The 25113-nt window shown below is 53.3% G+C and carries 23 protein-coding genes; 8 read left to right on the top strand and 15 right to left on the bottom strand.

The annotated features are described in order from the left end of the window. The first annotated feature begins 119 nt into the window (after positions 1–119). Positions 120–1148, top strand: a complete 1029-nt coding sequence (galR, locus tag SK35_RS04660) for an HTH-type transcriptional regulator GalR (RefSeq protein WP_048215625.1) — start codon at positions 120–122, stop codon at positions 1146–1148. Positions 1149–1161: 13 nt separating this feature from the next. Beyond that, positions 1162–2172: a LacI family DNA-binding transcriptional regulator gene (locus tag SK35_RS04655; protein WP_008785715.1), complete on the top strand. Its 1011-nt coding sequence runs from the start codon at positions 1162–1164 to the stop codon at positions 2170–2172. Between the two features lie 78 nt (positions 2173–2250). Here the strand turns inward: SK35_RS04655 and lysA are convergent, their stop codons facing one another. Then, positions 2251–3507: a diaminopimelate decarboxylase gene (gene lysA / locus SK35_RS04650; RefSeq protein ID WP_048215624.1), complete on the bottom strand. Its 1257-nt coding sequence runs from the start codon at positions 3505–3507 to the stop codon at positions 2251–2253. A gap of 118 nt (positions 3508–3625) precedes the next feature. Between lysA and SK35_RS04645 the strand changes: the two genes are divergently transcribed. After that, positions 3626–4561, top strand: coding sequence for a LysR family transcriptional regulator (locus tag SK35_RS04645; RefSeq protein ID WP_048215623.1), 936 nt, complete (start codon positions 3626–3628; stop codon positions 4559–4561). Here the strand turns inward: SK35_RS04645 and SK35_RS04640 are convergent. After that, positions 4533–5240, bottom strand: coding sequence for an aspartate/glutamate racemase (locus SK35_RS04640; RefSeq protein WP_048215622.1), 708 nt, complete (start codon positions 5238–5240; stop codon positions 4533–4535). The genes SK35_RS04645 and SK35_RS04640 overlap by 29 nt on opposite strands. Before the next feature lie 141 nt (positions 5241–5381). Between SK35_RS04640 and SK35_RS04635 the strand changes: the two genes are divergently transcribed. Then, positions 5382–5708 (top strand): cupin domain-containing protein, encoded by a 327-nt coding sequence (locus SK35_RS04635; RefSeq protein ID WP_048215621.1) that lies wholly within the window; start codon positions 5382–5384, stop codon positions 5706–5708. A gap of 106 nt (positions 5709–5814) precedes the next feature. Here SK35_RS04635 and araE read toward each other — a convergent pair whose 3' ends face one another. The 5 genes from araE to SK35_RS04610 form a co-directional block, all read right to left on the bottom strand. After that, positions 5815–7233, bottom strand: a complete 1419-nt coding sequence (gene araE, locus SK35_RS04630; RefSeq protein ID WP_003033926.1) for an arabinose-proton symporter AraE — start codon at positions 7231–7233, stop codon at positions 5815–5817. 314 nt (positions 7234–7547) lie between these two features. Continuing rightward, positions 7548–8309 carry a 2-dehydro-3-deoxy-D-gluconate 5-dehydrogenase KduD gene (gene kduD, locus SK35_RS04625; protein WP_048215620.1) on the bottom strand — a complete coding sequence of 254 codons (762 nt, stop codon included), beginning with the start codon at positions 8307–8309 and terminating at the stop codon, positions 7548–7550. 57 nt (positions 8310–8366) lie between these two features. Further along, entirely contained in the window at positions 8367–9203 is an 837-nt protein-coding gene (gene kduI / locus SK35_RS04620) for a 5-dehydro-4-deoxy-D-glucuronate isomerase (RefSeq protein ID WP_048215619.1), read from the bottom strand. Between the two features lie 599 nt (positions 9204–9802). After that, positions 9803–10981 (bottom strand): acetyl-CoA C-acetyltransferase, encoded by a 1179-nt coding sequence (locus SK35_RS04615; protein WP_032944867.1) that lies wholly within the window; start codon positions 10979–10981, stop codon positions 9803–9805. A gap of 102 nt (positions 10982–11083) precedes the next feature. Next, complete coding sequence (locus SK35_RS04610; RefSeq protein WP_187426977.1) at positions 11084–11935, bottom strand: LysR family transcriptional regulator; 852 nt, start codon at positions 11933–11935, stop codon at positions 11084–11086. A 134-nt stretch (positions 11936–12069) separates the two neighbouring features. On the opposite strand from SK35_RS04610, the gene SK35_RS04605 reads away from it, so the two are divergent. Then, positions 12070–12525 carry a multidrug/biocide efflux PACE transporter gene (locus tag SK35_RS04605; RefSeq protein ID WP_008785723.1) on the top strand — a complete coding sequence of 152 codons (456 nt, stop codon included), beginning with the start codon at positions 12070–12072 and terminating at the stop codon, positions 12523–12525. A 142-nt stretch (positions 12526–12667) separates the two neighbouring features. Beyond that, positions 12668–13897, top strand: a complete 1230-nt coding sequence (locus SK35_RS04600; RefSeq protein ID WP_008785724.1) for an amino acid permease — start codon at positions 12668–12670, stop codon at positions 13895–13897. A gap of 52 nt (positions 13898–13949) precedes the next feature. Here SK35_RS04600 and rcnR read toward each other — a convergent pair whose 3' ends face one another. Then, complete coding sequence (gene rcnR / locus SK35_RS04595; RefSeq protein WP_003825567.1) at positions 13950–14222, bottom strand: Ni(II)/Co(II)-binding transcriptional repressor RcnR; 273 nt, start codon at positions 14220–14222, stop codon at positions 13950–13952. Between the two features lie 120 nt (positions 14223–14342). Here rcnR and SK35_RS04590 point away from each other — a divergent pair, with 120 nt between their 5' ends. Beyond that, a complete protein-coding gene (locus tag SK35_RS04590; RefSeq protein WP_048215618.1) occupies positions 14343–15233 on the top strand; it encodes a nickel/cobalt efflux protein RcnA in 891 nt (296 codons plus the stop codon). Positions 15234–15278: 45 nt separating this feature from the next. Here the strand turns inward: SK35_RS04590 and SK35_RS04585 are convergent, their stop codons facing one another. The 7 genes from SK35_RS04585 to SK35_RS04555 all read right to left on the bottom strand — a co-directional run bounded on the left by SK35_RS04585 (position 15279) and on the right by SK35_RS04555 (position 23782). Then, complete coding sequence (locus SK35_RS04585) at positions 15279–16661, bottom strand: amidohydrolase family protein (protein WP_048215617.1); 1383 nt, start codon at positions 16659–16661, stop codon at positions 15279–15281. A 12-nt stretch (positions 16662–16673) separates the two neighbouring features. Continuing rightward, positions 16674–17624 carry a carbamate kinase family protein gene (locus SK35_RS04580; RefSeq protein WP_008785727.1) on the bottom strand — a complete coding sequence of 317 codons (951 nt, stop codon included), beginning with the start codon at positions 17622–17624 and terminating at the stop codon, positions 16674–16676. A 26-nt stretch (positions 17625–17650) separates the two neighbouring features. Then, the gene (locus SK35_RS04575; RefSeq protein ID WP_003825560.1) at positions 17651–19201 is read right to left on the bottom strand and encodes a hypothetical protein; all 1551 of its coding nucleotides are present in this window, start codon (positions 19199–19201) and stop codon (positions 17651–17653) included. Between the two features lie 117 nt (positions 19202–19318). Then, entirely contained in the window at positions 19319–20737 is a 1419-nt protein-coding gene (locus SK35_RS04570) for a DUF1116 domain-containing protein (protein ID WP_008785728.1), read from the bottom strand. Beyond that, the gene (gene fdrA / locus SK35_RS04565) at positions 20737–22284 is read right to left on the bottom strand and encodes an acyl-CoA synthetase FdrA (RefSeq protein WP_048215616.1); all 1548 of its coding nucleotides are present in this window, start codon (positions 22282–22284) and stop codon (positions 20737–20739) included. Before fdrA ends, SK35_RS04570 begins: the two co-directional genes overlap by 1 nt. After that, positions 22262–23050 carry a DUF2877 domain-containing protein gene (locus SK35_RS04560; protein WP_048215615.1) on the bottom strand — a complete coding sequence of 263 codons (789 nt, stop codon included), beginning with the start codon at positions 23048–23050 and terminating at the stop codon, positions 22262–22264. Before SK35_RS04560 ends, fdrA begins: the two co-directional genes overlap by 23 nt. A 126-nt stretch (positions 23051–23176) precedes the next feature. Further along, positions 23177–23782, bottom strand: coding sequence for an ankyrin repeat domain-containing protein (locus SK35_RS04555; RefSeq protein WP_038633392.1), 606 nt, complete (start codon positions 23780–23782; stop codon positions 23177–23179). Between the two features lie 390 nt (positions 23783–24172). Between SK35_RS04555 and SK35_RS04550 the strand changes: the two genes are divergently transcribed. Continuing rightward, the gene (locus tag SK35_RS04550) at positions 24173–25102 is read left to right on the top strand and encodes a LysR substrate-binding domain-containing protein (RefSeq protein ID WP_048215614.1); all 930 of its coding nucleotides are present in this window, start codon (positions 24173–24175) and stop codon (positions 25100–25102) included. Positions 25103–25113: the final 11 nt, after the last annotated feature.

Here is a 25113-nt window from a genome sequence, read left to right as displayed (position 1 = left end):
TCTTACTTCGCTCGTTTGCGCTCACATTTGCGACGTTCTGACGGGCAATCTGCTTGAACAGCCAGCCATTTTCCGTAACACTGACGGAATGTAAGCGTTTACCCACAACAGGTACTATCATGGCGACCATAAAGGATGTAGCCCGACTAGCTGGTGTATCAGTCGCCACCGTTTCTCGAGTGATTAATGATTCTCCTAAAGCCAGCGAAGCATCGCGCCTGGCCGTAACGAGTGCAATGGAATCACTCAGCTACCACCCCAACGCCAATGCGCGTGCGCTGGCACAACAATCCACTGAAACCATCGGTCTGGTGGTTGGAGATGTGTCCGATCCATTTTTTGGGGCAATGGTTAAAGCTGTCGAGCAGGTGGCGTATAACACCGGTAATTTTTTACTGATTGGTAACGGCTACCATAACGAACAGAAGGAACGACAGGCGATTGAACAGCTCATTCGCCACCGCTGCGCAGCCCTTGTTGTCCACGCGAAAATTATCCCGGATGCTGAGCTGGCATCACTCATGAAGCAAATCCCCGGCATGGTATTGATTAACCGAATTCTGCCGGGATTCGAACAACGCTGCGTTGCCCTTGATGACCGTTTCGGCGCCTGGCTCGCGACCCGACACCTCATTCAGCAGGGCCATACGCGCATTGGTTATCTGTGCTCCAATCACACGATTTCAGATGCGGAAGATCGTCTGCAAGGCTATTACGACGCGCTGGCAGAGAGCAATATTCCTGTCAGCGATCGACTGGTAACGTTTGGTGAACCGGATGAAAGCGGCGGTGAACAGGCTATGACCGAGTTACTTGGCCGTGGCAAAAACTTCACTGCGGTAGCCTGCTACAACGACTCAATGGCGGCTGGTGCCATGGGCGTATTGAATGATAACGGCATTGATGTGCCGGGAGAAATCTCGCTGATTGGTTTTGATGATGTGCTGGTTTCCCGCTACGTGCGCCCGCGTCTGACCACGGTGCGCTACCCGATCGTGACGATGGCAACCCAGGCTGCCGAACTGGCGCTCGCGCTGGCGGAGAAGCGTCCCGTGCCTGAAATTACCCACGTTTTTAACCCAACTCTGGTGCGTCGCCATTCCGTTTCGACGCTGACAGAGCCGGGGAATTCATCGTCAAACGAATAACCAGGATAGCGTTATGACTACGATGTTGGACGTTTCACGACACGCAGGCGTCTCAAAAGCGACCGTTTCGCGCGTACTGAATGGCACGGGTCAGGTAAAAGAGAGCACGCGCCAGAAAGTGTTTAAGGCCATGCAGGCACTTGATTATCGGCCTAATTTTTTAGCGCGCTCTTTGGCAAACCGCACCAGCAACAGCATTGGTCTGGTAGTTTCCACATTTGATGGATTCTACTTTGGCCGCCTGCTGCAACAGGCTTCACGCCAGACGGAATCTCACGGCAAGCAGTTGATCGTCACCGACGGCCACGACACACCAGAGCGTGAGCAGGAAGCCGTGCAAATGCTGGCGGACAGGCAGTGCGACGCCATTATTCTCTATACCCGCTATATGAGTGAAAAGGCGATTATGTCGTTGATGAACAGCATTGCTATGCCCTTGCTGGTCATCAACCGTGATGTCAGCCAGGCCCGCGATCGCGCAATTTTCTTTGAACAGGAAGACGCGGCCTATCAGGCGGTCAATTATCTGATCTCGCAGGGCCATAGCGATATTGCTTGTATCACTGTGCCTGGCCATACGCCTACCGGTAAATCACGCCTGATGGGGTATCGTAAAGCGCTGGAAAAAAACGGTATTCCCTGGGATCCCGATAAGGTCAAATACGGCGACTCCACGATGACGCGAGGCTATGAGGCCTGCCGTGAACTGCTGGAGGAAGGGGTGAAATTTAGCGCCCTGTTCGCCTGTAACGATGACATGGCATTAGGCGCATCAAAAGCGTTACATCAGGCCGGGCTAAGGATCCCAACGGACGTCTCACTGTTTGGTTTTGATGATGCGCCCAGCGCCAAATGGCTGGAGCCGGGGCTGTCTACCGTTTATCTACCGATTGATACCATGATAACCACGGCAATCGACCAGGCTATCCGGCTGGCCAACGGCGAGAGCGTCGAGCCAATCCCACCGTTCACCGGCAAACTGGTACTACGTGACTCAGTAACGCTCGGGCCATACTTTAAGTAATCAAATGCCGGATGGCGGCGCAGTTAATCTTGTAGGCCGGATAAGCGTAGCGCCATCCGGCATTTCACAACGCTGTAATCAGATTAATTCCAGCGCTAACAGCTCATCAATGGTCTGGCGACGGCGAATCAGTCGCGCCACGCCGTTATCGAACAAAACTTCCGGCAACAGCGGACGGCTATTGTAGTTTGACGACATTGACGCGCCGTACGCCCCGGTATCATGCAGCACAAGATAATCGCCCGGCACCACCGCAGGCAACAGACGGGTTTCCACATTTCCGCCTTCCTGCTGGGTAAACACGTCACCAGATTCGCACAGCGGCCCGGCTACCACGGTTTCCCGTTGTGGGGTGTGTTCCAGAGAGCGACCATCTCCTGACAGCGCTGAGATATGGTGATAGCTACCGTACATGGCCGGGCGCATTAGATCGTTGAAGCCCGCATCGATCAGCACAAAGTGACGGCTACCCATCTCTTTTACGCTACGTACCTGCGCCACTAACACGCCAGCTTCCGCGACCAGAAAACGACCCGGCTCGATCTCAAGCGCGATCGGGTGACCCAGGTGTTTAGCAATCTGTTCACGCGCAGCGTTCCACAATCCAAAGTAGTGATCGGTATCGATCGCCTCTTCGCCTTCGCGATACGGGATTGATAAACCACCACCTGCGGAGATCGCCTCCAGATCCTGGCCAAATTCAACCACCTGGCGCACCATCGCACCGCACACCTGCTCCAGATGCGCATAGTCCACGCCGGAGCCGATATGCATATGAATCCCCACTAGCTTCAGCTTATATCGCTGAATCACCTCCAGCGCCGCGGGAAGATCGCTATACCAAATCCCGTGCTTGCTGTTTTCGCCGCCGGTATTGGTTTTCTGACTGTGCCCATGCCCAAAGCCAGGGTTTACGCGTAGCCACACGCGATGGCCCGGCGAGACCTGGCCCAGTTGTTCCAGCATATCCACCGACCCGGCATTTACCGGAATGCGCAATTCATGCACCCGCGCGAGCGTCGCTTCATCAATCATATCGGCGGTAAAGACGATTTCATCTTTCCCCGGTACGAAGCCTGCCGCCAGCGCACGTTCAATTTCGCCAAGCGAGACGGAATCAACCTTCACGCCCTGCTCGCGCATCAGGCGCAAAATATGAATATTCGAACATGCCTTTTGGGCGAAACGCACCACGTCAAACTGACTCAATTTGGCAATCTGCCCGCGGATAATCTGAGCATCATAGACCCACACCGGGCAGCCGAATTCGGCAGGCAGGCGCAGCAGGTTGTCGGCGGTCAGGTCAGTGTCAGTACTATTGAGTGGGCGTGGCATGGTGTGCTCCGGTATTGGCTTTTTTATGATTACGCCACAGCCCGAAAAGAATAAAAAATATCGTTTTATCGTGAGTCTATGCAAAAATGATATGGATTGATTCATTCGAGGATTGCCCATGCCCGCCGTTAACCTGCGACACATCGAAATTTTTCACGCCATCATGACGGCAGGCAATCTGACAGAAGCCGCGCGCATGCTACATACCTCGCAGCCCACCGTCAGCCGGGAACTGGCCCGATTCGAGAAAGTGCTGGGATTAACGCTGTTTGAACGTACGCGTGGCCGACTGCACCCAACCGTGCAAGGGTTACGTCTGTTTGAAGAGGTGCAACGTTCGTGGTATGGCCTGGACAGAATTGTGAGCGCCGCCGAAAGCCTGCGCGAGTTTCGCCAGGGCGAATTGTCGATTGTTTGCCTGCCGGTATTCTCACAGTCTTTTTTACCGCCGCTGCTGCAGCCATTCCTCGCTCGCTATCCACAGGTCAATATTCAGATAGTGCCGCAGGAGTCACCGCTGCTGGAAGAGTGGCTGTCGGCGCAGCGCCACGATCTGGGGTTAACGGAAACGCTGCATACGCCTGCCGGAACGAAACGCACCGAATTGCTGGCGCTGGATGAAGTGTGCGTGCTGCCGCAGGGCCATCCGCTGACTAAGAAAGCGGTGTTAACGCCGCAGGATTTTCAGGGAGAAAACTACATCAGCCTGTCGCGCACCGACAGCTACCGTCAGCTACTGGATACCCTGTTTAATGAGCACCAGGTGAAGCGCCGCATGGTGATTGAAACCCATAGCGCCGCTTCAATTTGTGCAATGGTACGGGCAGGTGTGGGGATCTCGGTGGTGAACCCACTGACCGCGCTGGATTACGCCAGCAACGGAGTCGTTATCCGCCGCTTCAGTATTTCGGTCCCCTTTACAGTCAGCCTGATTCACCCGCTTCATCGCCCCGCCTCGGCGCTGGTTGATGCTTTTACGGCGCATCTGCAGGCCCATCTACCGAGGCTTATTGACCCACTGGAGGCTATTTTGCATCCGCAGCCGAAAGCATAAACGCCACCGCATCTTGCGCATGGATTGCCGCAGTGTCGAAAACCGGTAGTGGGCTTAGCTCGGTGGGAACCAGCAGACCAATCTCGGTACAGCCAAAGATAACCCCTTGCGCCCCCTGTTTCGCCAGTTGGTCGATGACGCTCAGGTAATAATCGCGGGAAGCCTCGCTGAATTCACCGAGACACAGCTCATCGAAAATAATCTGGTTTATTTTCTGACGATCATCAGCTTCAGGGATCAGCGTGCTAATGCCGAATTCAGTCTGTAAACGCCCGCGGTAAAAATCCTGCTCCATGGTGTAACGCGTACCCAGTAGCGCCACGTTGTTCATCTGCTGCTTTTGTATCGCCCGCCCCGTCGCGTCGGCAATATGCAGAAACGGCACATCACAGGCGCTTTCAATCGCCTCAGCAACTTTGTGCATGGTGTTGGTACACAGCACAATTCCTTGCGCCCCGGCTTGCTGTAGCCCTGTGGCGGCCTGCGCGAGGATCTCACCGGCTCGCTGCCAGTCACCGCTTGACTGGCAGACTTCAATCTCGTGAAAATCCACGCTGTGCAACAGAATCTGCGCAGAATGCAGGCCGCCCAGACGCTGTTTTACGCCTTCATTAATGAGTCGATAATAAGGAATGGTAGATTCCCAGCTCATACCGCCTAACAGACCGATCGTTTTCATCATTTCCCCTGACTCGTTGTTGTCTCTCCAGTGAACCAAAGATGTGATCAACTTTCCACATCTGTTGGCGTGCATTTCTTTTTTTAATTTTCTGATATAGGTTTAATGAAACATTGTTTTAATTAATTACAGGAAGGCCGGATGTTTATTTTTCATAAAGAGACCACACTTGACGATCTGGGCAATGGCGTTACCCGGCGCATTCTTGCTCACGGCGGTAACATGATGGCGGTTGAGGTGAACTTCGAGCAAGGCGCAATCGGCCCGATGCACAATCATCCGCACGAGCAGCTGACTTACGTGTTGTCCGGTGAGTTTGAATTTACCATCGACGAAGAGAAACATATCGTTAGGGCGGGCGATACCCTGTATAAACAGCCCAACATTATGCATGGCTGCGTCTGCTTAAAACCGGGAACGCTGTTGGATACCTTTACCCCAATTCGCGAAGATTTTCTGCACGGGTAAGGTGCTAAATAAAAAAGCCGGGTCGCGTTGACGCTTTCCCGGCCTGTAAGAGACTCCACTCGCAGGCCGGATAAGGCTGAATCGCTATCCGGCATGCTTGTCTGACTTACACCCCAATATCTCTTAACTTTTCGCCTGCCATCAGCTTACGTTCGATATGCTCCAGCGTGACGTTTTTGGTTTCTGGAATCAGCCAGAACGTAATACCAATAAATACGACGTTCAGCGCAGTATAGAGCCAGAACGTACCGGCGGCGCCAATGCTGTCGAGCAGGGTCAGGAACGTTGCGCCAATGATCATGTTCGACACCCAGTTGGTGGTGGTGGAGCAGGTAATACCAAAATCACGGCATTTCAGTGGCTGAATTTCCGAACACAGAATCCACACCACCGGCGCGGCGCTCATTGCATAGCCTGCAATACACATCATCGTCATGCCAACTGACAGCCAGGATAGTCCACTGGAAGCCGTGCCATTATCAAACTGCATCAGGCAATATCCGAGCACCAGCGTCCCGATGGCCATTACGCTGAAACCAATTTTCAGCGCCGGTTTACGTCCTGCTTTGTCGACCGTGAAGACGGCAATAAAAGTGGCGAACATAAACGTTAAGCCAACTACCAGCGTGGCAATCATCTGCTGCTCTGTGGTAGTAAAACCCGCCATTTTAAAAATGCGCGGCGCGTAGTACATGATAATGTTCATCCCGGTGAACTGCTGCATCGCCTGCAGTAACATTCCGAGGAAAACCGCGCGACGCACGTTACGGTTAATTTTAAACAGCGCCCAACCCCCCTGCTTTAGCTTCAGGCTTTCACGGATTTCGTTCAGCTCATCGCGGGCTTTTTCTGACGTATCGCGCAACATGCGCAGTACTTCTTCAGCTTCGATGTGGCGACCTTTCTCCGCCAGCCAGCGCGGGCTGTTGGGCAAGAAAACAACCAGAATAATCAGCAATACAGCCGGAAGCGCCAGCACGCCAAGCATAGCGCGCCAGTTACCGCTATAGCTGAACGCGGTATCGGACAAAAAGGCCAGAACGATGCCCAGCGTCACCATCAGCTGATACATACTGATCATCTTGCCACGCACGTTTTCGCTGGCCATTTCGGAGAGATAGAGCGGTGCGGTGTAAGACGCGATCCCCACCGCAACGCCCAGCACCACGCGGGCAAAAATGAGCATTTCTACGCTGGAGGCAAACGCCGAGCCCAGAGATCCGACGACGAAAAGGATCGCGCCCGCCATCAGGCTGTATTTGCGCCCCAGGCGGAATGACAACCAACCGTTAAACAGCGCACCAATTGCCGCACCCAGCATCATGCTGCTTACCACCCACTCCTGCAGGCGGCTGGTCAACACAAAGTGATCGGTGATAAAAGGCAACGCGCCAGCAATCACGCCAATATCCAGGCCGAATAACAACCCTGCGACAGCCGCAGAGATAGAAACAAACATATTCATACGTCGCGTATCGCGCACTGGGCGCGGCGCTAAAGCAGCATCATTATTTATTGAGACCATTTTTTCCTGCCAGATACAGAGTAACCATGCCATTGAAAGTAAGGGATCCCTTGCAGGAAGCGTCAGGCGGGAAACGGCAAAAACATGGATTAAATAGCTACACCACATGGTTATGTGATGGATATTCCAATTTTAAAATTTACCGACAATCACTCAATTAAATTTAATTCATTGATATTAAAGAATATTAAAACAATAAATTTATACGTATGAAATTTAATATGGAATAATTTATAACCACAATATGGATTTTAATGATCCGAATATAAAAAAACCCTGCCAGAGGGCAGGGTTTAACGGTTCTGGAAAGCGAATTAACGTGCCAGCCAGCCGCCATCTACTGCAACAGTATAGCCGTTGATGTAGTCAGATGCGCTGGACGCCAGGAACACGACAGGCCCCATCAGATCGCTCGGCAGACCCCAACGACCCGCCGGGATACGATCGAGGATCTCTGCGCTACGTTGCTCATCAGCACGCAGCTGTTGAGTGTTATTCGTCGCCATGTAACCCGGTGCAATCGCGTTGACGTTGATGTTATGTTTTGCCCACTCGTTCGCCATCAGACGGGTAACACCCATTACGCCGCTTTTAGACGCGGTGTAAGACGGCACGCGGATCCCGCCCTGGAAGGAAAGCATAGAGGCGATATTGATAATTTTGCCGCCGTTACCCTGAGCGATAAAGTGCTTCGCCGCAGCCTGAGACATAAAGAACACGCTCTTAATGTTCAGGTTCATCACGTCATCCCAGTCTTTTTCGCTGAAGTCGATCGCATCGTCACGACGGATAAGACCCGCGTTGTTGACCAGAATATCGATATGGCCGAATTCTGACACTGCGCGCTCCAGCAGTGCCGGAATACCATCGATTTGACGCAGATCGGCGGTCAGGCTTAAAAAACGGCGGCCCAGTGCGGTCACGCGTTCGATGGTTTCTGTCGGTTCAACAATATTGATACCGACGATATCGCAGCCCGCTTCAGCCAGGCCCAGCGCCATACCCTGACCCAAACCTGTGTCACAACCGGTCACAACGGCGACTTTACCTTCAAGAGAGAATGCATTCAAAATCATTGTAAATCCTTAATTTTTTATAATGCCCGCCGCAGCAGGCACGGCTGTCGCCCGCAACTAGCGCAGATCTTTTACTGCAACATGGTCCATATCATCAAAGACCTGGTTTTCGCCGACCATGCCCCAAATGAACGTATAAGCTTTTGTGCCGACACCGGAATGAATAGACCAGCTTGGAGAAATCACCGCCTGCTCGTTGTGCATCACAATATGACGCGTTTCCTGAGGCTGACCCATCATGTGGAAGACGCAGGTGTCTTCTTCCATATTGAAATAGAAATAGACTTCCATACGACGTTCATGGGTATGACACGGCATGGTGTTCCACAGGTTACCCGGAGCCAGCTCAGTCAGACCCATGCTCAACTGGCAGGTTTCCAGAACATCCGGCACAAAGTATTTGTTGATGGTACGACGGTTACTGGTGAGGTCATCACCCAGCGTCACTGGCGCAACGTCCGCAGGCGTGACTTTCTTAGTTGGGTAAGTCGTGTGTGCCGGCGCGCAGTTGTAGTAAAACTTCGCCGGTTTCGCCGTATCAATACTGGCGAATACCACTTCTTTTGCCCCTTTTCCGACGTACAGCGCGTCGCGATGGCCAATTTCATAGCACTGGCCGTCAACGGTAATCGTGCCCGGGCCACCGATGTTGATCACCCCCAGCTCACGACGTTCGAGGAAATAGGTTACGCCCAGCTGTTTGCCGACTTCGCCACCCACAGAGACGGTTTTGGCCACTGGCATAATGCCGCCAACAATGATGCGGTCGATGTGGCTGTAGACCATGGTGTATTCATCTGCGACAAACACTTCTTCGACCAAAAACTCATTACGCAGCCCCTGAGTGTCCAGGGTTTTCGCATGCGCACTATGGATGCTTTGTCTTACGTCCACATTTACCTCCAGTGATAAATTGACCGTGAATGCTTAAACGAATAGCAAAACGCTGTTCCGTTTTATCTTATGCGCTCATGATATCCCTCCCTGAATGTGTTTTCAATTATAACTAAAACGATGTTTCACTTTTTCCGCATCTTATTATCAAAAGTGTAAGTGCGATCACGCTAGCGCATATAAATCGCAAAAATGATTTCAATAAAATCATTTAAAACAATTAGATAGATAAAAACACAAAAGAGTAGATCATTAGTGGCAGGGATAAGATATTGAAAATACAGCCAGGCTCATACGTCATTCACACACCTTTTCTAACAAAGTGCGCTATCAATCACATGAAATGAAACAACGTTTTGATATGTTGGCAGGGTTTAGAGTGTATGTTTCTGTAACTGGCCTTGCCCTCCTGCTGGAGGGCTTTTTTATAGAGGAAGAGATAACACGGCAGAAAACTGTTCGAGAAGAAAAATATATACCCTAAATAATTCGAGTTGCAGGAAGGCGGCGACGCAGCGAATTCCCCGGAGCGTACATAAGTACGTGACTGGGGTGAGCGAGTAAAGCCAACGCACATGCAGCTTGAAGTATGACGGGGATTAGTCTCGTTCGATAGCGAGCGCCACCCCCTGACCACCACCAATACACAGTGTTGCCAGGCCCTTGTGCGCCCGACGTTTCACCATTTCATGTACCAGCGAAACCAGAATACGACAGCCAGAAGCGCCAATCGGATGGCCGAGCGCAATGGCCCCGCCGTTCACATTCACCCGCCGTTCATCCCACTCCAGCATTTTCCCAACGGATAATGCCTGCGCGGCGAAGGCTTCATTAGCTTCGATAAGATCAACATCAGCCAGTTGCCAGCCCACGCGCTCAAGGCAGCGGCGCGTTGCATACACTGGCGCAATCCCCATGAGCGCGGGATCGACCCCGACGCTGGCAAAGGCGCGAATACGGGCCAACACAGGTAAGTTAAGTTCCTGCGCCTTGGCCTCGCTCATCATCATCACCGCAGCAGCACCGTCGTTGATGGATGACGCGTTACCCGCCGTTACCGAACCGAGTCTGTCAAAGGTAGGATCCAGACGCGCCAGCCCTTCGGCGCTGGCATCGGTACGCGGTTGTTCGTCGGTGTCCACCACGAACGATTGCCCATTACGCTGTGTTACCACCGGCACGATTTCATCTTTAAAGCGTCCGGCATCAATTGCCATCCGCGCTTTGTGCTGCGAGTGCAGCGCGTAGGCATCCTGCAATTCGCGGCTGATTCCGTATTCTCGCGCCAGGTTTTCCGCGGTAACGCCCATGTGATAATCGTTGAAGGCATCCCACAGACCGTCATGTACCAGGCTGTCGACCAGTTGGCTGTTCCCCAGCTGTGCGCCAGTGCGGCTATCGGTAAGGACATGCGGTGCACGGCTCATATTCTCTTGCCCGCCCGCAATCACAATGTCGGCTTCGCCACACTGGATAGCCTGGGTCGCCAGATGCAGCGCTTTCAGACCCGAGCCACAGACATCGTTAATGGTGATGGCGGAAACGGTATTGGGTAGCCCACCATTGATGGCAGACTGACGCGCAGGGTTCTGCCCGGCACCTGCGGTAAGCACCTGTCCGAGGATCACTTCATCCACAGCGTGAACGTCCACGCCCGTGCGTTCCAGTAACGCCTTGACCACCATGCTGCCTAACTCAACGGCAGAGTGGCGCGCCAGCGTCCCCTGGAAGCAGCCAATCGGTGTCCTTAATGCCCCGACGATCACAACCTCTTTCATCACTACCTCAGCGCAAAATAACACCGCAATAGTAGATGATTGTTAAAAATAGTTATCAAGGTTGTTTAAAAACGGTGATTTTTATCACAAAGGAAATTCGTATCACTTATTGGTCATCTGAACGCCACTCTGCTGTAAATGGTCACGCAGCCAACTTCCTGCCACACCAGGCGGTGATTTCTTATTCCACAACAGATCGATAGAGATAGCCTTTGGCCAGCCTGGCATCTTTAATTGCACCAGTGGTTTTTCTGCCGCAAACTCCTCCACCAGCGCACAAGGGAGCGCGCACCAGCCGAATCCCTGAACAGCCATACTTAGCAATAACAGGTAGTTAGGAGCAGACCAGACGGGACCGCGCGCCACGTTGGTGCCGCTTTCCAGATAGGTATTCAAGCGCAGCTCGCGCCAGGTGTGTAGCTGCTCCCACTGCAGTTTTTCTTGAGCCGCGAGCGGATGCGACGCTGCAACGTATAATCCCATCCAGGTTTGCATTGGCAGACGCGTAACGCCCATGTCGGTCGGGTAATCCTCCCGCGCCTCGATCAACCCCACCTGAGCACGTCCTTTTTGCAGCAGATCGATCACGTCTTCATCTTCACCAATCAGGCATTCAAACTCGGTATGGGGAAACTTGCGATCAAACTGCACCATCAACTCTTCCAGCACATCCGGATGCAGCGTGTCAGACAGCACAAAGGTCAGACGCGCCTCAGTTTCACCCGACAGCGAGATCGCCGCCTCATCGAGACGTTCGCTGGCCGTCAGAATAGCCTGCACATAGCCCAACACCCGCTTACCTTCCTCGGTCAGCGTTGGCTGGCGGGATGAACGGTCAAACAGCGCAAAACCAAGATCGGCTTCCAGATGCGCAATGGCCGTACTGATAGTGGACTGGCTTTTACGCAACCGCCGGCCCGCCGCAGAAAATGAACCGCAGGAAACGGTCTCCACAAATGCCGTTAATGCTTAAGGAGAATAACGCATGAACTATCTACTTTATCGATGGATACTATCTTTTAGATATCACATAAAACGATAAAATTGCCACCATTCCGTTATCCGGGCATCAAAGAAGGTTTTAGGTTATGCAACACGATACTGTCCAACGCCGCTCGTTAGTTGAGCGTATTTTTCATGCCGTCTGCTTTGAAGGCATTGCCACCGCGATCCTCGCACCAACCACCGCATGGTTGATGCAGCGCTCGGTACTGGAAATGGGCGGACTGACCATTCTTCTCGCCACCACTGCGATGATCTGGAATATCATTTATAACGCCCTGTTTGACCGTTTGTGGCCGTCGCACCTGGTAAAACGTACGGCGAAAGTGCGAGCATTTCACGCGTTAGGCTTCGAGAGCGGTTTTATTGTGATCGGGGTGAGCATCGTGGCGTATGTGCTGAACGTCAGCCTGGTTCAGGCATTCACGCTGGAAATAGGTTTCTTCCTGTTCTTCCTGCCGTACACCATGTTCTATAACTGGGCTTATGACACGTTACGCGAGCGCGTTATGAAGCGCCGCCAGCAGCGCGTTACTGCCTGATAATTAAAATAATAGTCGGAATCTTCTCGGTTCCGGCTATTGTCCCATTCACTCGCCCTCTTGTTCACACCTCCCCCAGCCCCTGCCATTTGTGGTAAATTGCGCTTCTTTTTGTTTATTTTATAGTTGATACGTTCAAATAATGTCGAAATTTTGGTCAAAAGAAGAGACTCTCTGGAGCTTCGCACTATATGGGACTGCCGTCGGCGCAGGAACCCTATTCCTACCCATACAGCTGGGTTCTGCAGGCGCGGTGGTGTTGTTTATCACCGCACTCGTCGCCTGGCCTTTAACCTACTGGCCGCACAAGGCGCTATGCCAGTTTATCCTGTCCTCAAAAACGTCGGCTGGTGAAGGGATCACTGGCGCGGTTACCCACTACTACGGTAAGAAGATTGGCAGCCTGATCACCACCCTCTATTTTATTGCCTTCTTTGTGGTGGTGCTGATCTACGCCGTAGCGATAACCAATTCACTCACTGAACAGCTGGCAAAACATATCACTATCGATCTGCGGATCCGCATGTTGGTCAGCCTTGGCGTGGTGCTGGTGCTGAACCTGATTTTTCTGATGGGCCGGCAAGCCACTATTCGGGTCATGGGCTTTTTGGTGTTCCCCCTCATCGCGTACTTTTTGTTCCTTTCGCTCTACCTGACCGGAAGCTGGCAGCCAACGCTACTCACCGGCCAGATGTCTTTCGATCAGCACACGCTTCATCAGGTTTGGATATCTATTCCCGTGATGGTTTTCGCTTTTAGCCATACGCCAATTATCTCTACGTTCGCCATCGACAGACGAGAGAAATACGGCGAGCAGGCCATGGGTAAATGCAAAAAAATCATGAAGGTAGCCTACGTTATCATCTGCCTGAGCGTACTGTTTTTCGTCTTCAGCTGCTTGCTTTCGATTCCGACAAACTATATCGAAGACGCGAAAAATGAAGGCGTGACGATTCTTTCCGCGCTGTCGATGATGCCGAACGCACCGGCATGGCTGTCGATTTCCGGGATCATCGTTGCCGTCGTAGCGATGTCAAAATCGTTCCTTGGCACCTACTTTGGCGTGATTGAAGGGGCAACGGAGGTAGTAAAAACATCGTTGCATCAGGTGGGTGTGAAGAAAAGCCGGGCCTTTAACCGCGCTCTGTCCATCATGCTGGTCTCGGCTATCACGTTTATCATCTGCTGCATTAATCCTAATGCTATTTCAATGATTTACGCGATAAGCGGCCCGCTGATTGCCATGATTCTGTTTATCATGCCGACATTGTCTACCTATCTGATCCCGGCGCTGAAGCCGTACCGTTCAGTGGGTAATCTGATCACCCTGATTGTCGGTCTGCTGTGCGTATCTGTGATGTTTTTTGGCTAGAACGTGTTGTTTAGCGGCTCATTCCAGTAAGCGGATGGGCCGTTAAACTGACTTATTTGATGTACGAATCCAGCACTTTCAGGACCACATCCAAATCCTCTTCGCGCTTAATTTCATCACCCTGATGCACAATGTGCTCGGTCAGATGACCTTTAATCACTTCACGCATTAATCCGTTTACTGCCCCGCGGATCGCCGCTATTTGCTGCAATACTGCCGCGCATTCATGCGGTTCATCCAGCATGGTTTTCAACGCCGCTACCTGCCCCTGAATCTTGCTGGTTCGGGCTTTCAGCTTTTGTTTGTCGCGGATCGTATGTGACATAACTTTACCTTTTTAACGTCTGGCTGTAGGGACAATACCATCGACATTCTACTGGGGGGTAGTATTTGATACTGGGGGGGAGTAGAATCAGGCGAAATTAAACAACTAAGAATCATTCTCATGGGTGAGTTTTCTACGCTTCTTCAGCAAGGTAACGCCTGGTTTTTCATTCCCAGCGCGATTCTATTGGGTGTGTTACACGGCCTGGAGCCGGGGCATTCCAAGACGATGATGGCGGCCTTTATTATTGCCATTAAGGGGACCATCAAACAGGCGGTGATGCTGGGGCTGGCAGCAACGCTGTCGCATACCGCCGTGGTATGGCTGATTGCGCTCGGCGGGATGTATATCAGCAAAGCGTTTACTGCCCAGGCCGTTGAGCCCTGGCTGCAGTTTGTCTCGGCGATTATTATTCTCGGGACCGCATTCTGGATGTTCTGGCGAACCTGGCAGGGAGAGCAGAACTGGCTGGCCCAGACGCATCGCGACCACAATCACGACCATCACCACCACCATGATCATGATGACCATCATCATGACCACGATGACGATCATCACCATCATCATCACGAACACGAGCATAATCACGACCATGCCGCACTGGCAGGACTCACCGAAGGATCGAAAGAGTATCAGGATGCCCACGAACGGGCGCATGCCACCGATATTCAGCGCCGCTTTGCGGGCAAAGAGGTCACCAACGGCCAAATATTATTGTTCGGTCTGACCGGCGGGTTAATCCCCTGCCCTGCCGCCATTACGGTGCTGCTGATTTGCATCCAGCTCAAAGCCTTCACGCTGGGCGCGACTATGGTGCTGTGCTTCAGCCTCGGACTGGCGCTGACGCTGGTAACGGTGGGCGTGGGTGCAGCAATCAGCGTGCAGCAGGCGGCCAAACGCTGGAGCGGATTTAACACGATGGCCCGCAAAGCACCCTATTTTTCCAGTGTGCTCATTGCTATGGTCGGCTTATATATGGGGATTCACGGCTATATGGGGATCGTCGGTTAACACCAAGAGAGCGCAGCAGCGCTTGCCGCTGCGCGTAAAACCTGGCTAGCTTGCGACATTCCCCCACACCAGTTGCCCTTTATGGAAGGTCGCGGTGCGTGGAGAAATTCGCGCGACCGCTTCTGCCGAACAAGAGGCATCCACCAGCACAAAACTGGCTTCATCCTGCGCTTTCGGCCACACGCGCTCACCTTTATCGTTAAGCGGCAACACATCGCCGGTGGCGAGGAACAACGCCCGCGACAGGTTGAGTTCGTTGGGGCGAATATAGAGCTGCGCGTACAGATTTGCCTTTTCCAGCATGTCGCCCAGCCCGTACGGCGACCAGTGATCAATTACGCTGTCGGTTCCGGTAATCACTTCCACGCCTTTATCGCGCAACTGCTTGAGCGGCATGTGCAAGGTGCCGATCGGCACCGTCGAGGCAATGGTAATCTGCTGTGCCGCCATGCGGCTCGCCAGCGCATCCACCTGCTGTTCGTTCAGCGTTGCCAGCGCAAACGCGTGGCTGATGGTCAATTTGCCCTTTAATTGCGGCGTTTTCTCCACCGTTTCCACCATGTAATTCACCGCCGCCACACCCGCCGGACTGGTTTCATGCAGATGGATATCTACGCCTTTATCGTAATCCAGCGCAATCTGGAACATGGTGTCGAGGGATTTTTCCATCGACCCATCGACGCTGGTTGGGTCCAGACCGCCGACGTAATGCGCTCCCGCCTGCATCGCTTCACGCATCAGCGGTTCAGATTTTGATAACAGCAGGCCATGCTGCGGAAATGCCACGATTTCACAGGCAAAACCCGGCTGACGACGCGCCAGTACCGCCTGCAGGTTTTCGAGATTTTTCAGCCCGGAAACCGGTTCTATGTTGCAGTGGCTGCGGGCGATCGAGGTGCCTTTTGATTGCAGCAGATCGATCAGCTTTTCTGCGCGCTCCTGCGTATAAGGCTGGAGTTCAGGCAGCAGCTTTTGTTCCAGGCGGATCATATCCTGAATAGTGGTGCCAGCCGGACGGTTCAGCGAACGCCAGGGACCGCCGTAAAAGGTTTTATCCAGATGGATGTGCATGTCGCGCATGGCGGGCAGCATCAGCTTTCCACCCGCATCGTAGTGCGGCAGCGTCGCATCCGGATGCTGCTTATTCTCGCGCAGCGCAACGATTTTTCCGTCCTGGATTTCAACGGTTTGCAACGCGGTACGGGTGTGCACCACCACCGAGTTTTCGTAATCAAAGCCCGCTTCCAGCAGGACGTTATCCAGGTAATAGTGTTTATCGTTAATCGTCATTGTGCTCTTCGACCCGCAGGTGTTCCCGACAGGATTAGCAGCATACGCGACCGGAGCGACCGCGCCAAACAGCGCGGCAGCGGTCACCATTTTTCCGCTCTGGCTTAAAAATTCACGGCGGCTGTTACTTTCCTTCATTCACGTCTCCTCTCAGGAATGGACAATATGGGTGCCCGTTTCGCCGCGCAGTGCGGCAGGCAGGCATTCCGGCGTGGTGATGATCACTCGTTTACCGCCACGCTCCAGAAACGCCAGGCTGGCAACGATCTTGGGTAACATGCTGCCAGGCGGGAAATGTCCCTCCTGCATGTAACGGGTCATCGTTGCGACATCCACCGTATCCAGCGCCTGCTGGTTGGGTTTGCCAAAATGAATACAGACCTGCTCGACGCCGGTGGTGATCACCAAAATGTCGGCGCGGATCTCCTGCGCCAGTAGCGCCGTGGAGAGATCTTTATCAATCACCGCGTCCACGCTCTGGTAATCCCCTTGATCGCTACGCACCACCGGGATCCCGCCGCCGCCCGCGCCAATAACCACAAAGCCTTGCTGGGTCAGCGTTTTGATCGCCTCCGCCTCGACAATGCGCTTCGGTTGTGGAGAGGCGACTACCCGACGGTAGCCGCGCCCCGAATCCTCAACAAAGCGCCAGCCCGGATTGACCCGCTGCAGTTCATCACGCTGCACTTCGCTAAAGAACGCTCCAATGGGCTTGGTCGGATTAGCGAAGCCCGGATCGTTTTTGTCGACCTCCACCTGCGTGACCACCGTAACTGCCCTCTGCTCACCGCGCCGCGCCAGACGGTTATTCAGCGCCTGTTGGATCAGATAACCGATACCGCCCTGCGTATCGGCAACGCAGTTTGCCAGCGGGGTAAGCGGCAGCCCTTCACGCTCGTGCGCGATTTCCGCACGCCGCAGATCCAGCCCTACCTGTGGCCCGTTACCGTGCGTCAGCACAATGTTGTAGTCCGATGCCAGCATCTCCAGCACCGTATCCGCTACCGCTTTCACCGCTTCAGCCTGGTGTTCAATCGACTGGCTGGCGTTATCTTTGATAATGCTGTTGCCGCCAATGGCAACGACCACAAGTTCTTTCATAGTGTTATCTTCCGCTTGCAGGCAATTCAGGTCGTTTTCGTCGGTTCCTGCTCAGGCGCAGTCACCGCTTCACGGCTATCAAGAACATGCTTGAGGACAAACATGCCGCTCATCATCAGGTAGGCCACAACAAACATCATCGAGCTGCCTTCCGCAAAGCCAACCGCAGGGGAGTGAATCACGCCAAACAGCGATAACAGCGCGCCAAAGGCTGCGGCAATCGCCCCGCGCAGCGGCTTATTCATAATGGCGAAGATAGCGACGCAGCCCCACAGCATGCTGGCCAGCGGCGCGCCGCTTCCCAGATGCACCAGTCCGTCGTAATAGACACCTTTGCTGTGCAGCAAGTCGCTACCCAGTTTCCCCGCGGATGTTCCGGCAGCGCCCATCACGCTGTTGACGATGGTCAATGCCCAGTTGGCAATCCACGGGAAAAGACAGATGAAGATGACGGGAACCTCGACTTTGGGCGTTTCTCGCACCACCTGGTTGGCGGTCACCACGCCGATAAACACCAGAATCGGCACTATCGCGGTCATCGGAATAATAGCGAGCATAAACGCCCCCAGCCCAAACAGCGGCACCAGGAACATGGTGATGCCTGAAGCGAGGGTATAGCCGATGCTGGCCCCCATCGCTTTCCAGCCCGCATGCCCAACATATACGGTCACCGGGAACGGGTTACCCAGCATGCAGCCGAGCATGGAGGCAAAGCCGTTCGCCATCATGACCTTACGGGTGTTGTACTCATCGCCCGCCGCGTGCGCACTTTCAATGTTCTCAAGGTCAAAAATATAGTTCGCCAGGCCCAAAGGAACTGCAGAAGCCAGATACGGTAGTGCGTGCGGTAAACCTTGCAGGAAGCTGTCGACATGAATTTCCGGCGGGTTGAAGCCAAAGGAAGACATCGACGCTTTAATGGCTTCCGGGCTTTGTAAACCGGAGATCCATGCCAGGGCCGTACCGGCAATCAGCAGCAGCAAACCGGTAGGAATACGAGCAAAAATCGGCTTCTTACCGAACCAGTTAATGAAGATCAGCAACAGGACGATGAAAGAGACGGTCGGCGCTTCGAATGCCTGCAGCATCGGGTTCATCGCCAGCAGCAACAGCCCCAGGCCGGACAGACAAGAAAGCAGTACCGTACGTGGGATCATCTTGCGGATGGTCTCGCCCAGGAAGGAGCCACCGACCAGGATCAACGCTTCGACAAAGCACCACACCAGGGCTATCTGGATAGCGAAGTTGGCATCTTTGGTTTGCTGATAAACCGGCATCAGCACCAGGAAGGTCACGGTGAAGATTGACGGTGCACTCGGTCCGGACGGCAGCGCCGTTACGTCGTTACGCCCGGTGTGCTTTGCCATCTGCAGGCCAAACCAGGCGTAGCAGACGCTGGCCACCAGCACCGCCAGACCAAAGGCAGGCGCAATGCGACCATAGACAATTTCGGTAGGGATCCCGACGACAAAAATGAGTAGTCCCATCATTGTCAGCAGGTTAGTCAGGTTGTTGGTCATCAGCCCAAAGTAAGCCGCCCAGTCACCACGTTTCCATTCTAGTTTTATGCTGTTCATGGAATATCCTTAACAGGTTAAGCATCGTTTGCGATCGCGGAGATCGCCCAGCCCTGCAGGTAAGCAACGTTTTTCGCTTCGCTACTGTGGGGCTAACCGCGTTAGCCCCGGTTATTGTTATTGGCAGTAGCGGTCGCGCCAGTTGAGGATCGCCTTTTCAAAACAGGCGAACGGCGGGTGAACTATTCCGGCGCCGATCATGCCGATCCCCGCGTCTTTGTGCGCAATAGCGGTGTTGATCACCGGCAGAATGCCGGTGCTGCCTACACGCGTAATATCGATAGCGGTCGGTACGCCCATAAAACCAAGCAGTGGAATGGTGACGTTGGGGTTTTCGCCGAGAGTGATTTCTCGCATCTGGCGAGAGAAATCAACGGCCTCTTCGACCGTACCGCCCACCAGCGCTACGATGGCCGGTGCCGTCGCCATCGCGAAACCGCCAATGCCGTAGGTTTCGGTGATCGCGCTATCGCCGATATCACGTCCGGAATCTTCCGGCTTATAGCCCGCAAACATCGGCCCAATCACCTGCTGCGCCGGACCGGTAAACCACTGGCCCGGTAAGCCGCTAATGCGCAGACCGAACTCAACGCCGTTGCGCGCCATCGTCGTCACCACGGTGCTGTATTCAATACCGTGTGCAGCGTCCATTGCGGCTTTACACATCGCCATCCAGGTCGGTCCGGAGAAGTAATCACTACTAAGGACGAACTCGAACACCTCACGTTGCTGCTCAACCGGATAGCCGGTCTGAATAATCCACGGCGTCAGCGCCTGAATCAGCAGCGCCGTCCCGGCGTTGTTGCGGTTATGGCACTCATCACCCATGTGCAATGCCTGCGCCAGCATCAGGCGCAGATCGATTTCGCCCGCCAGCTTCATAGCATCGCGCAGCATCGGTCCCAGCACATCGCGCATCCAGTTCAAACGATCGATAACGCTCTGATCGTTCGCGCCCATACGCAGGATCTTCGCCATCTGCTCGCTCATATTGGTATATGCGCGGTTGCCATAGGTTTTGTTCTCGACGATGTGCATAAACATCGATGCCGACGTCACGCCCGCCATCGAGCCGACACAGTCATGCTCGTGGCACGGAGAGAAGATGATTTCACCCGAGGCGGCCAGTTCGGCGGCTTCATCCAGATCTTTCGCCAGCCCTTCAAAGACCAGCGCCCCGGTTACCGCCCCCTTCATTGCGCCGCACATTTTTTCCCAGCGGATTGGCGGCCCGGCGTGCAGGATGGTGTTACGGGTCATGCCCGGCACGACGTTGATCGCCTGGTCATAGCCAATCAGCACCGGATGCGACTGGATAATGCGTTCCAGCGCCTGCTGGTTAGCGGCCGCGATTTTGTCTGCCAGCGGCGAATCGGCAATGTCATCCAGTGCCGCTACCACCTGCATGTTGCCCTGGCCCGGCGGCGTCCAATCGAGCTGAGTCACCGGTACGTTCTGCTTTTTCAGGTCATCGCTGAACATTGCTATGCCAACGTTAATCACGTTCAGCGGCTGGTTAAACAGTGTCTGGCTCATCAGGCTTCCTCCCCTTTACAGATAAATTCACGCGCCAGCAATCCTGTGTTGGTGCTACTGCTCGCCCAGATAACCCCGGCGTCGGTCAGCATCTGACACTGTTTTTCCAGCGACGGCGTATCAAGATCGGTTCCCAGCACATAGCCGAGGATCTCAAGCGGACGACCGTCTGCGACGGCGATCGCTTTGGCTTCAACGATCGCATCGAGCATCACGCCAACCGGATCTTCATGCGATCCAAATCCAAGGACGAAGTCCATCACGATCACGCCAACTTCAGGATCGCGCGCTTCCTGTAACAGACGACTAATGCGGTTGGTGGGATCGATCATCGGGTGCGGTTTGCCATTGGTAAAATCGTCATCACCGAAATCGAGGAAGGTATGCGCCACGCTGCGGTTGAGATCTTTCAGGCGGAACGCCGGATCCGGATGAATGTTGCTGTAAACTTCGGCATGTTTTTCCATGGCAGCAAACATCGCCTCATCGCACAACGTGCCGCCGCAGAACAAGCCACGGATGTACTTTTGCTGTGGAGTCAGACGGGCGCGAACCTCTTCAATCAGCGGCCAGTTGAGCGGATGCAGATCCAGACTCTCTTTTTTCACGCCGGTCAGCAGTACCGCTTTCAACGCCGCCTCTTTAGTACCGCGGGCAAACTGTAGGCCTTTTTCATCCGCAGGCGCGGCTTCACGTCCGAGGAAACACACCACCACGGGCTTATGACAGGCGCGCGCACGTTCCAGCACCTTGCGCGCCACCGCTGGCGCAGGCGGTTTGGAGATAAGCGCGATGATCTCGGTTTGCGGATCGGCCTCCAGCATGCCAATCGCGTCAAGCATCATCAGACCACCAATCTTTTCGCTCAGATCGCGTCCACCTGTGCCAATCAGCTGGGAAATCCCGCCGCCAAACTCGTGAATGCGTACGCTCAGTTCCTGGCTACCGGTACCGGAGGCACCAATAATGCCGATGTTGCCGCGACGCACCGCGTTGCCAAAACACAGCGCCGCGCCGTTAATAATGGCGGTTCCACAATCTGGTCCCATCATCAACAGCCCTTTTTCATGCGCCAGTTGCTTAAGCGCCAGCTCGTCCTCAAGAGAGACGTTGTCAGAGAACAGCATCACATTGAGGTTATTTTGCAGAGCCTGGCGCGCTTCACGCGCGGCAAACAGGCCATTGACTGAGATCACCGCCAGATTGCTCTCAGGAACATGCTTCTTCGCGCTGGCAAGCGTGGCATAGCGCGATTCATGCTGGCCACCCTGCTCTTTATGCGTAAACAGATCGTCAATCGCCATCAGCGTCTGGTCGTTCGCCGCCTCGCTGGCGCCTTTAATGACAATCATCAGATCGCCACTTTTCGCCTCTTCCAGCTCAGGCGTCAGCAGGCCGAGATTCTTCAGCACACCCTTATTCATCTCTGTCGCCATAGCCACAAACGCCTGCTCAACGCCATCGAGCTTATTTGCGCGCGTGGAGATAGACATCAGTGAGACAGAATCAAAATACGTGTTCTTTTTAACAACTATCCTGATCGACATAATTCCCTCCGGACCTGTGGCTCAGGGCGCAGGCATCCGCCATGCCATACAGCATGTCGCAGCCAGAACTTGAACCGATATTTTTAATGTCAGTAATATATTGCGTAGAAACGAGTTGTTGCTCAGTAATAAATTGGTTCAGCAGCCGGCCGATGCTTTCCCGATAACGCTGATTAAATGCTTCCTCTAGCGTTATTTTGCTAAGTAGCGTTGTATTATTTCCTGCACGTTGCAATGCTGCTAAAAAATCATCTCGATATTTCCTCAGCGGATGTCCGGGAATAAATAAAATGGTGCTTAAGCCTACTAAATAATCATCCGATGAGGGCGTCAGCCCTATCCCCAAACCAATTAAATGGCTGACCGCCGTAGTAATATTTTCTCCTGTACGCAACGCCATCAGTAATGTTTGTCGGCGGTTGAGTAATTGACGGGTGATTTCCTGATAAAACGGATTGTCACCCTGGTACAGAAATAATGTGTCGTCGCTTTTTAGCTGTTGGCGGATAACCTCTTCCCAATGCTGCCAGCCGACTGCGGCAAGGCTTGCTGCATCAGATATCCACCGTGGTATTCGCCACAGCAGGCAACCGGCGGTTTCTATCCATTTATCATTGCCAACAACTATTCCCGACCCGCTAAAATTGACCCGCTCACCGGGGTGAAACAGGTCTTCACAATGCGTCAACGCCAACCGACAGCTGTTAGGTGCGTTATCACAATCTTCACTCAGTAACGTCAACAGCCGCTGCTGTTCGGGTATCAACAGGTTTACCGCGTGAGAAAAAACCTGTTCAACCCGTCCCGTTCCCCGGAAAGTGAGAAACGCGCTGTCTGCGGTTAGCGCCCGTACGCATCGCCGTGATGGCGTAGCGATAATGGCGCTCCTGTGTCAGGCTCCGGCCGCAATCAGCAGCTCGGCAATTTCGTGGTACCCTTTCTCTCGCGCCAGTTCCAGCGGGGTTTTACCGTATTTATCCGTCATGTGCGGGTTTGCGCCATGGTCGAGCAGCAGCTTAACGATCTCCTGCTGCTTCGCACCGCCGTCATTTAGCACGATGGCTTCCAGGAGCGGCGTCCAGCCAACAAAATTAGTATGGTTGACATTGATATCGGTACGCAGCAGTAGTTCGCGCACGATCTCGACATGACCTTTTTCGCTGGCAGGTGTAATACCAACGCCGCCAAAACGGCTCAGGCAATTGAGGTCGGGGTTAGCCGGTAATACCGTACGCAACAGCGTTAAATCATTCGTCAGGCAGCTAATCAGGAAGGGGTTAAAACAAGTTTGATCTTGTTTATTAATATCGGCACCCGCAGCAATCAATAAAGAAACACAGTCATAATGTTTATTCAGGCTGGCAATAATAATGGCAGTACGCCCCTGGCGGTTGGTGGCGTTAATATCCACATTTTTTGCCAGACAGGATTTTAATCCATCGGCATTGCCCTGCTCTGCCGCCAGCAAAAATTCAGTAATGAGTTCTTTCTCTGACATAATCGCTCTCCTGCAGTTTTTTAGACTTTTTAAATATCCGATAACCTGAGAATAGCAATAGAGTGCAGAGAATAACATCCGCTTAAATTTCATTCATCGTTAGCGCATCGATTATTGAATCAATTTTAACAATGAGGACAAAACGTGCTGTAGTGCAATCTTTCCCTTATGGCTGGGCCCCTTTTAGCCACTAATCAGTAGTCCGGGAAATCAGGCGGTATGCTGCACGGATAGCGGCCTGCAATTAAAATACAGAAGTGTGATTGCCTTCAAATCAAATGTAAAACTGGTGTTAAATTCTGTTCAAAACTGATTGCTCTGTATAAGGATTACAAATACATTCAACAATCATCGTGTTGCGGATGCGCATTGTCGCCGGAGGGGAGAAAGATGAATTCAATATTTACCGAGGAAAACCTACTGGCATTTACGATGGCTGCCCGCTATAGCAGTTTCAGCAAGGCAGCGGAGGAGCTTGGCTTAACCACATCGGCAATTAGTTACACCATTAAGCGCATGGAAATGGGTCTCGACGTGGTGCTGTTTACCCGCAGTACTCGCAGCATTGAGCTGACCGAGTCCGGACGCTATCTGTTTCGTAAGGCGACCGACCTGCTCAACGATTTCCACGCAATCAAGCACAGCATTGATACCATCGCTCAGGGAATTGAGGCTCGGGTGCGCATCTGCATTAACCAGCTGTTGTATACCCCTCAACATACGGCGCGGCTGCTGCAGGTACTCAAGAAACAGTTTCCAACCTGCCAGATAACCGTCACTACAGAGGTGTATAACGGCGTCTGGGATTCGATCATCAACAACCAGGCCAATATCGCCATTGGCGCGCCCGATACATTACTGGACGGCGGCGGAATTGATTACACCGAGATCGGCGCGATCCGTTGGTCGTTCGCTATTGCCCCGGATCATCCGCTGGCGTTTATGCCTGAACCCATTTCTGAGAGCCAACTGCGCCTGTACCCGAACATCATGGTGGAAGACACCGCACATACCATCAATAAGAAGGTCGGCTGGCTGTTACACGGACAGGAGTCGATTCTGGTTCCCGATTTTAATACCAAGTGCCAGTGCCAGATCCTAGGGGAGGGCATCGGTTTTCTGCCAGACTATATGGTGCGCGAGGCGATGGAAAAGTCGTTGCTGGTGACACGGCAGATCCACAACCCGCGTCAGGATTCACGAATGCTGTTGGCAACCCAGCATTCGGCAACCGGTCGTGTCACTCAGTGGATTAAAAAAGAGTTTGGCCCGCAAGGGATACTGACGGGGATTTATCAGGATTTACTGCATCGGGCGTGATGCACCGGATG

The sequence above is a fragment of the Citrobacter sp. MGH105 genome (assembly GCF_001037485.2).
In the GTDB taxonomy this organism is placed as follows: Bacteria; Pseudomonadota; Gammaproteobacteria; order Enterobacterales; family Enterobacteriaceae; genus Citrobacter; species Citrobacter portucalensis.
This window is presented reverse-complemented; position numbering and strand designations above follow the sequence as displayed.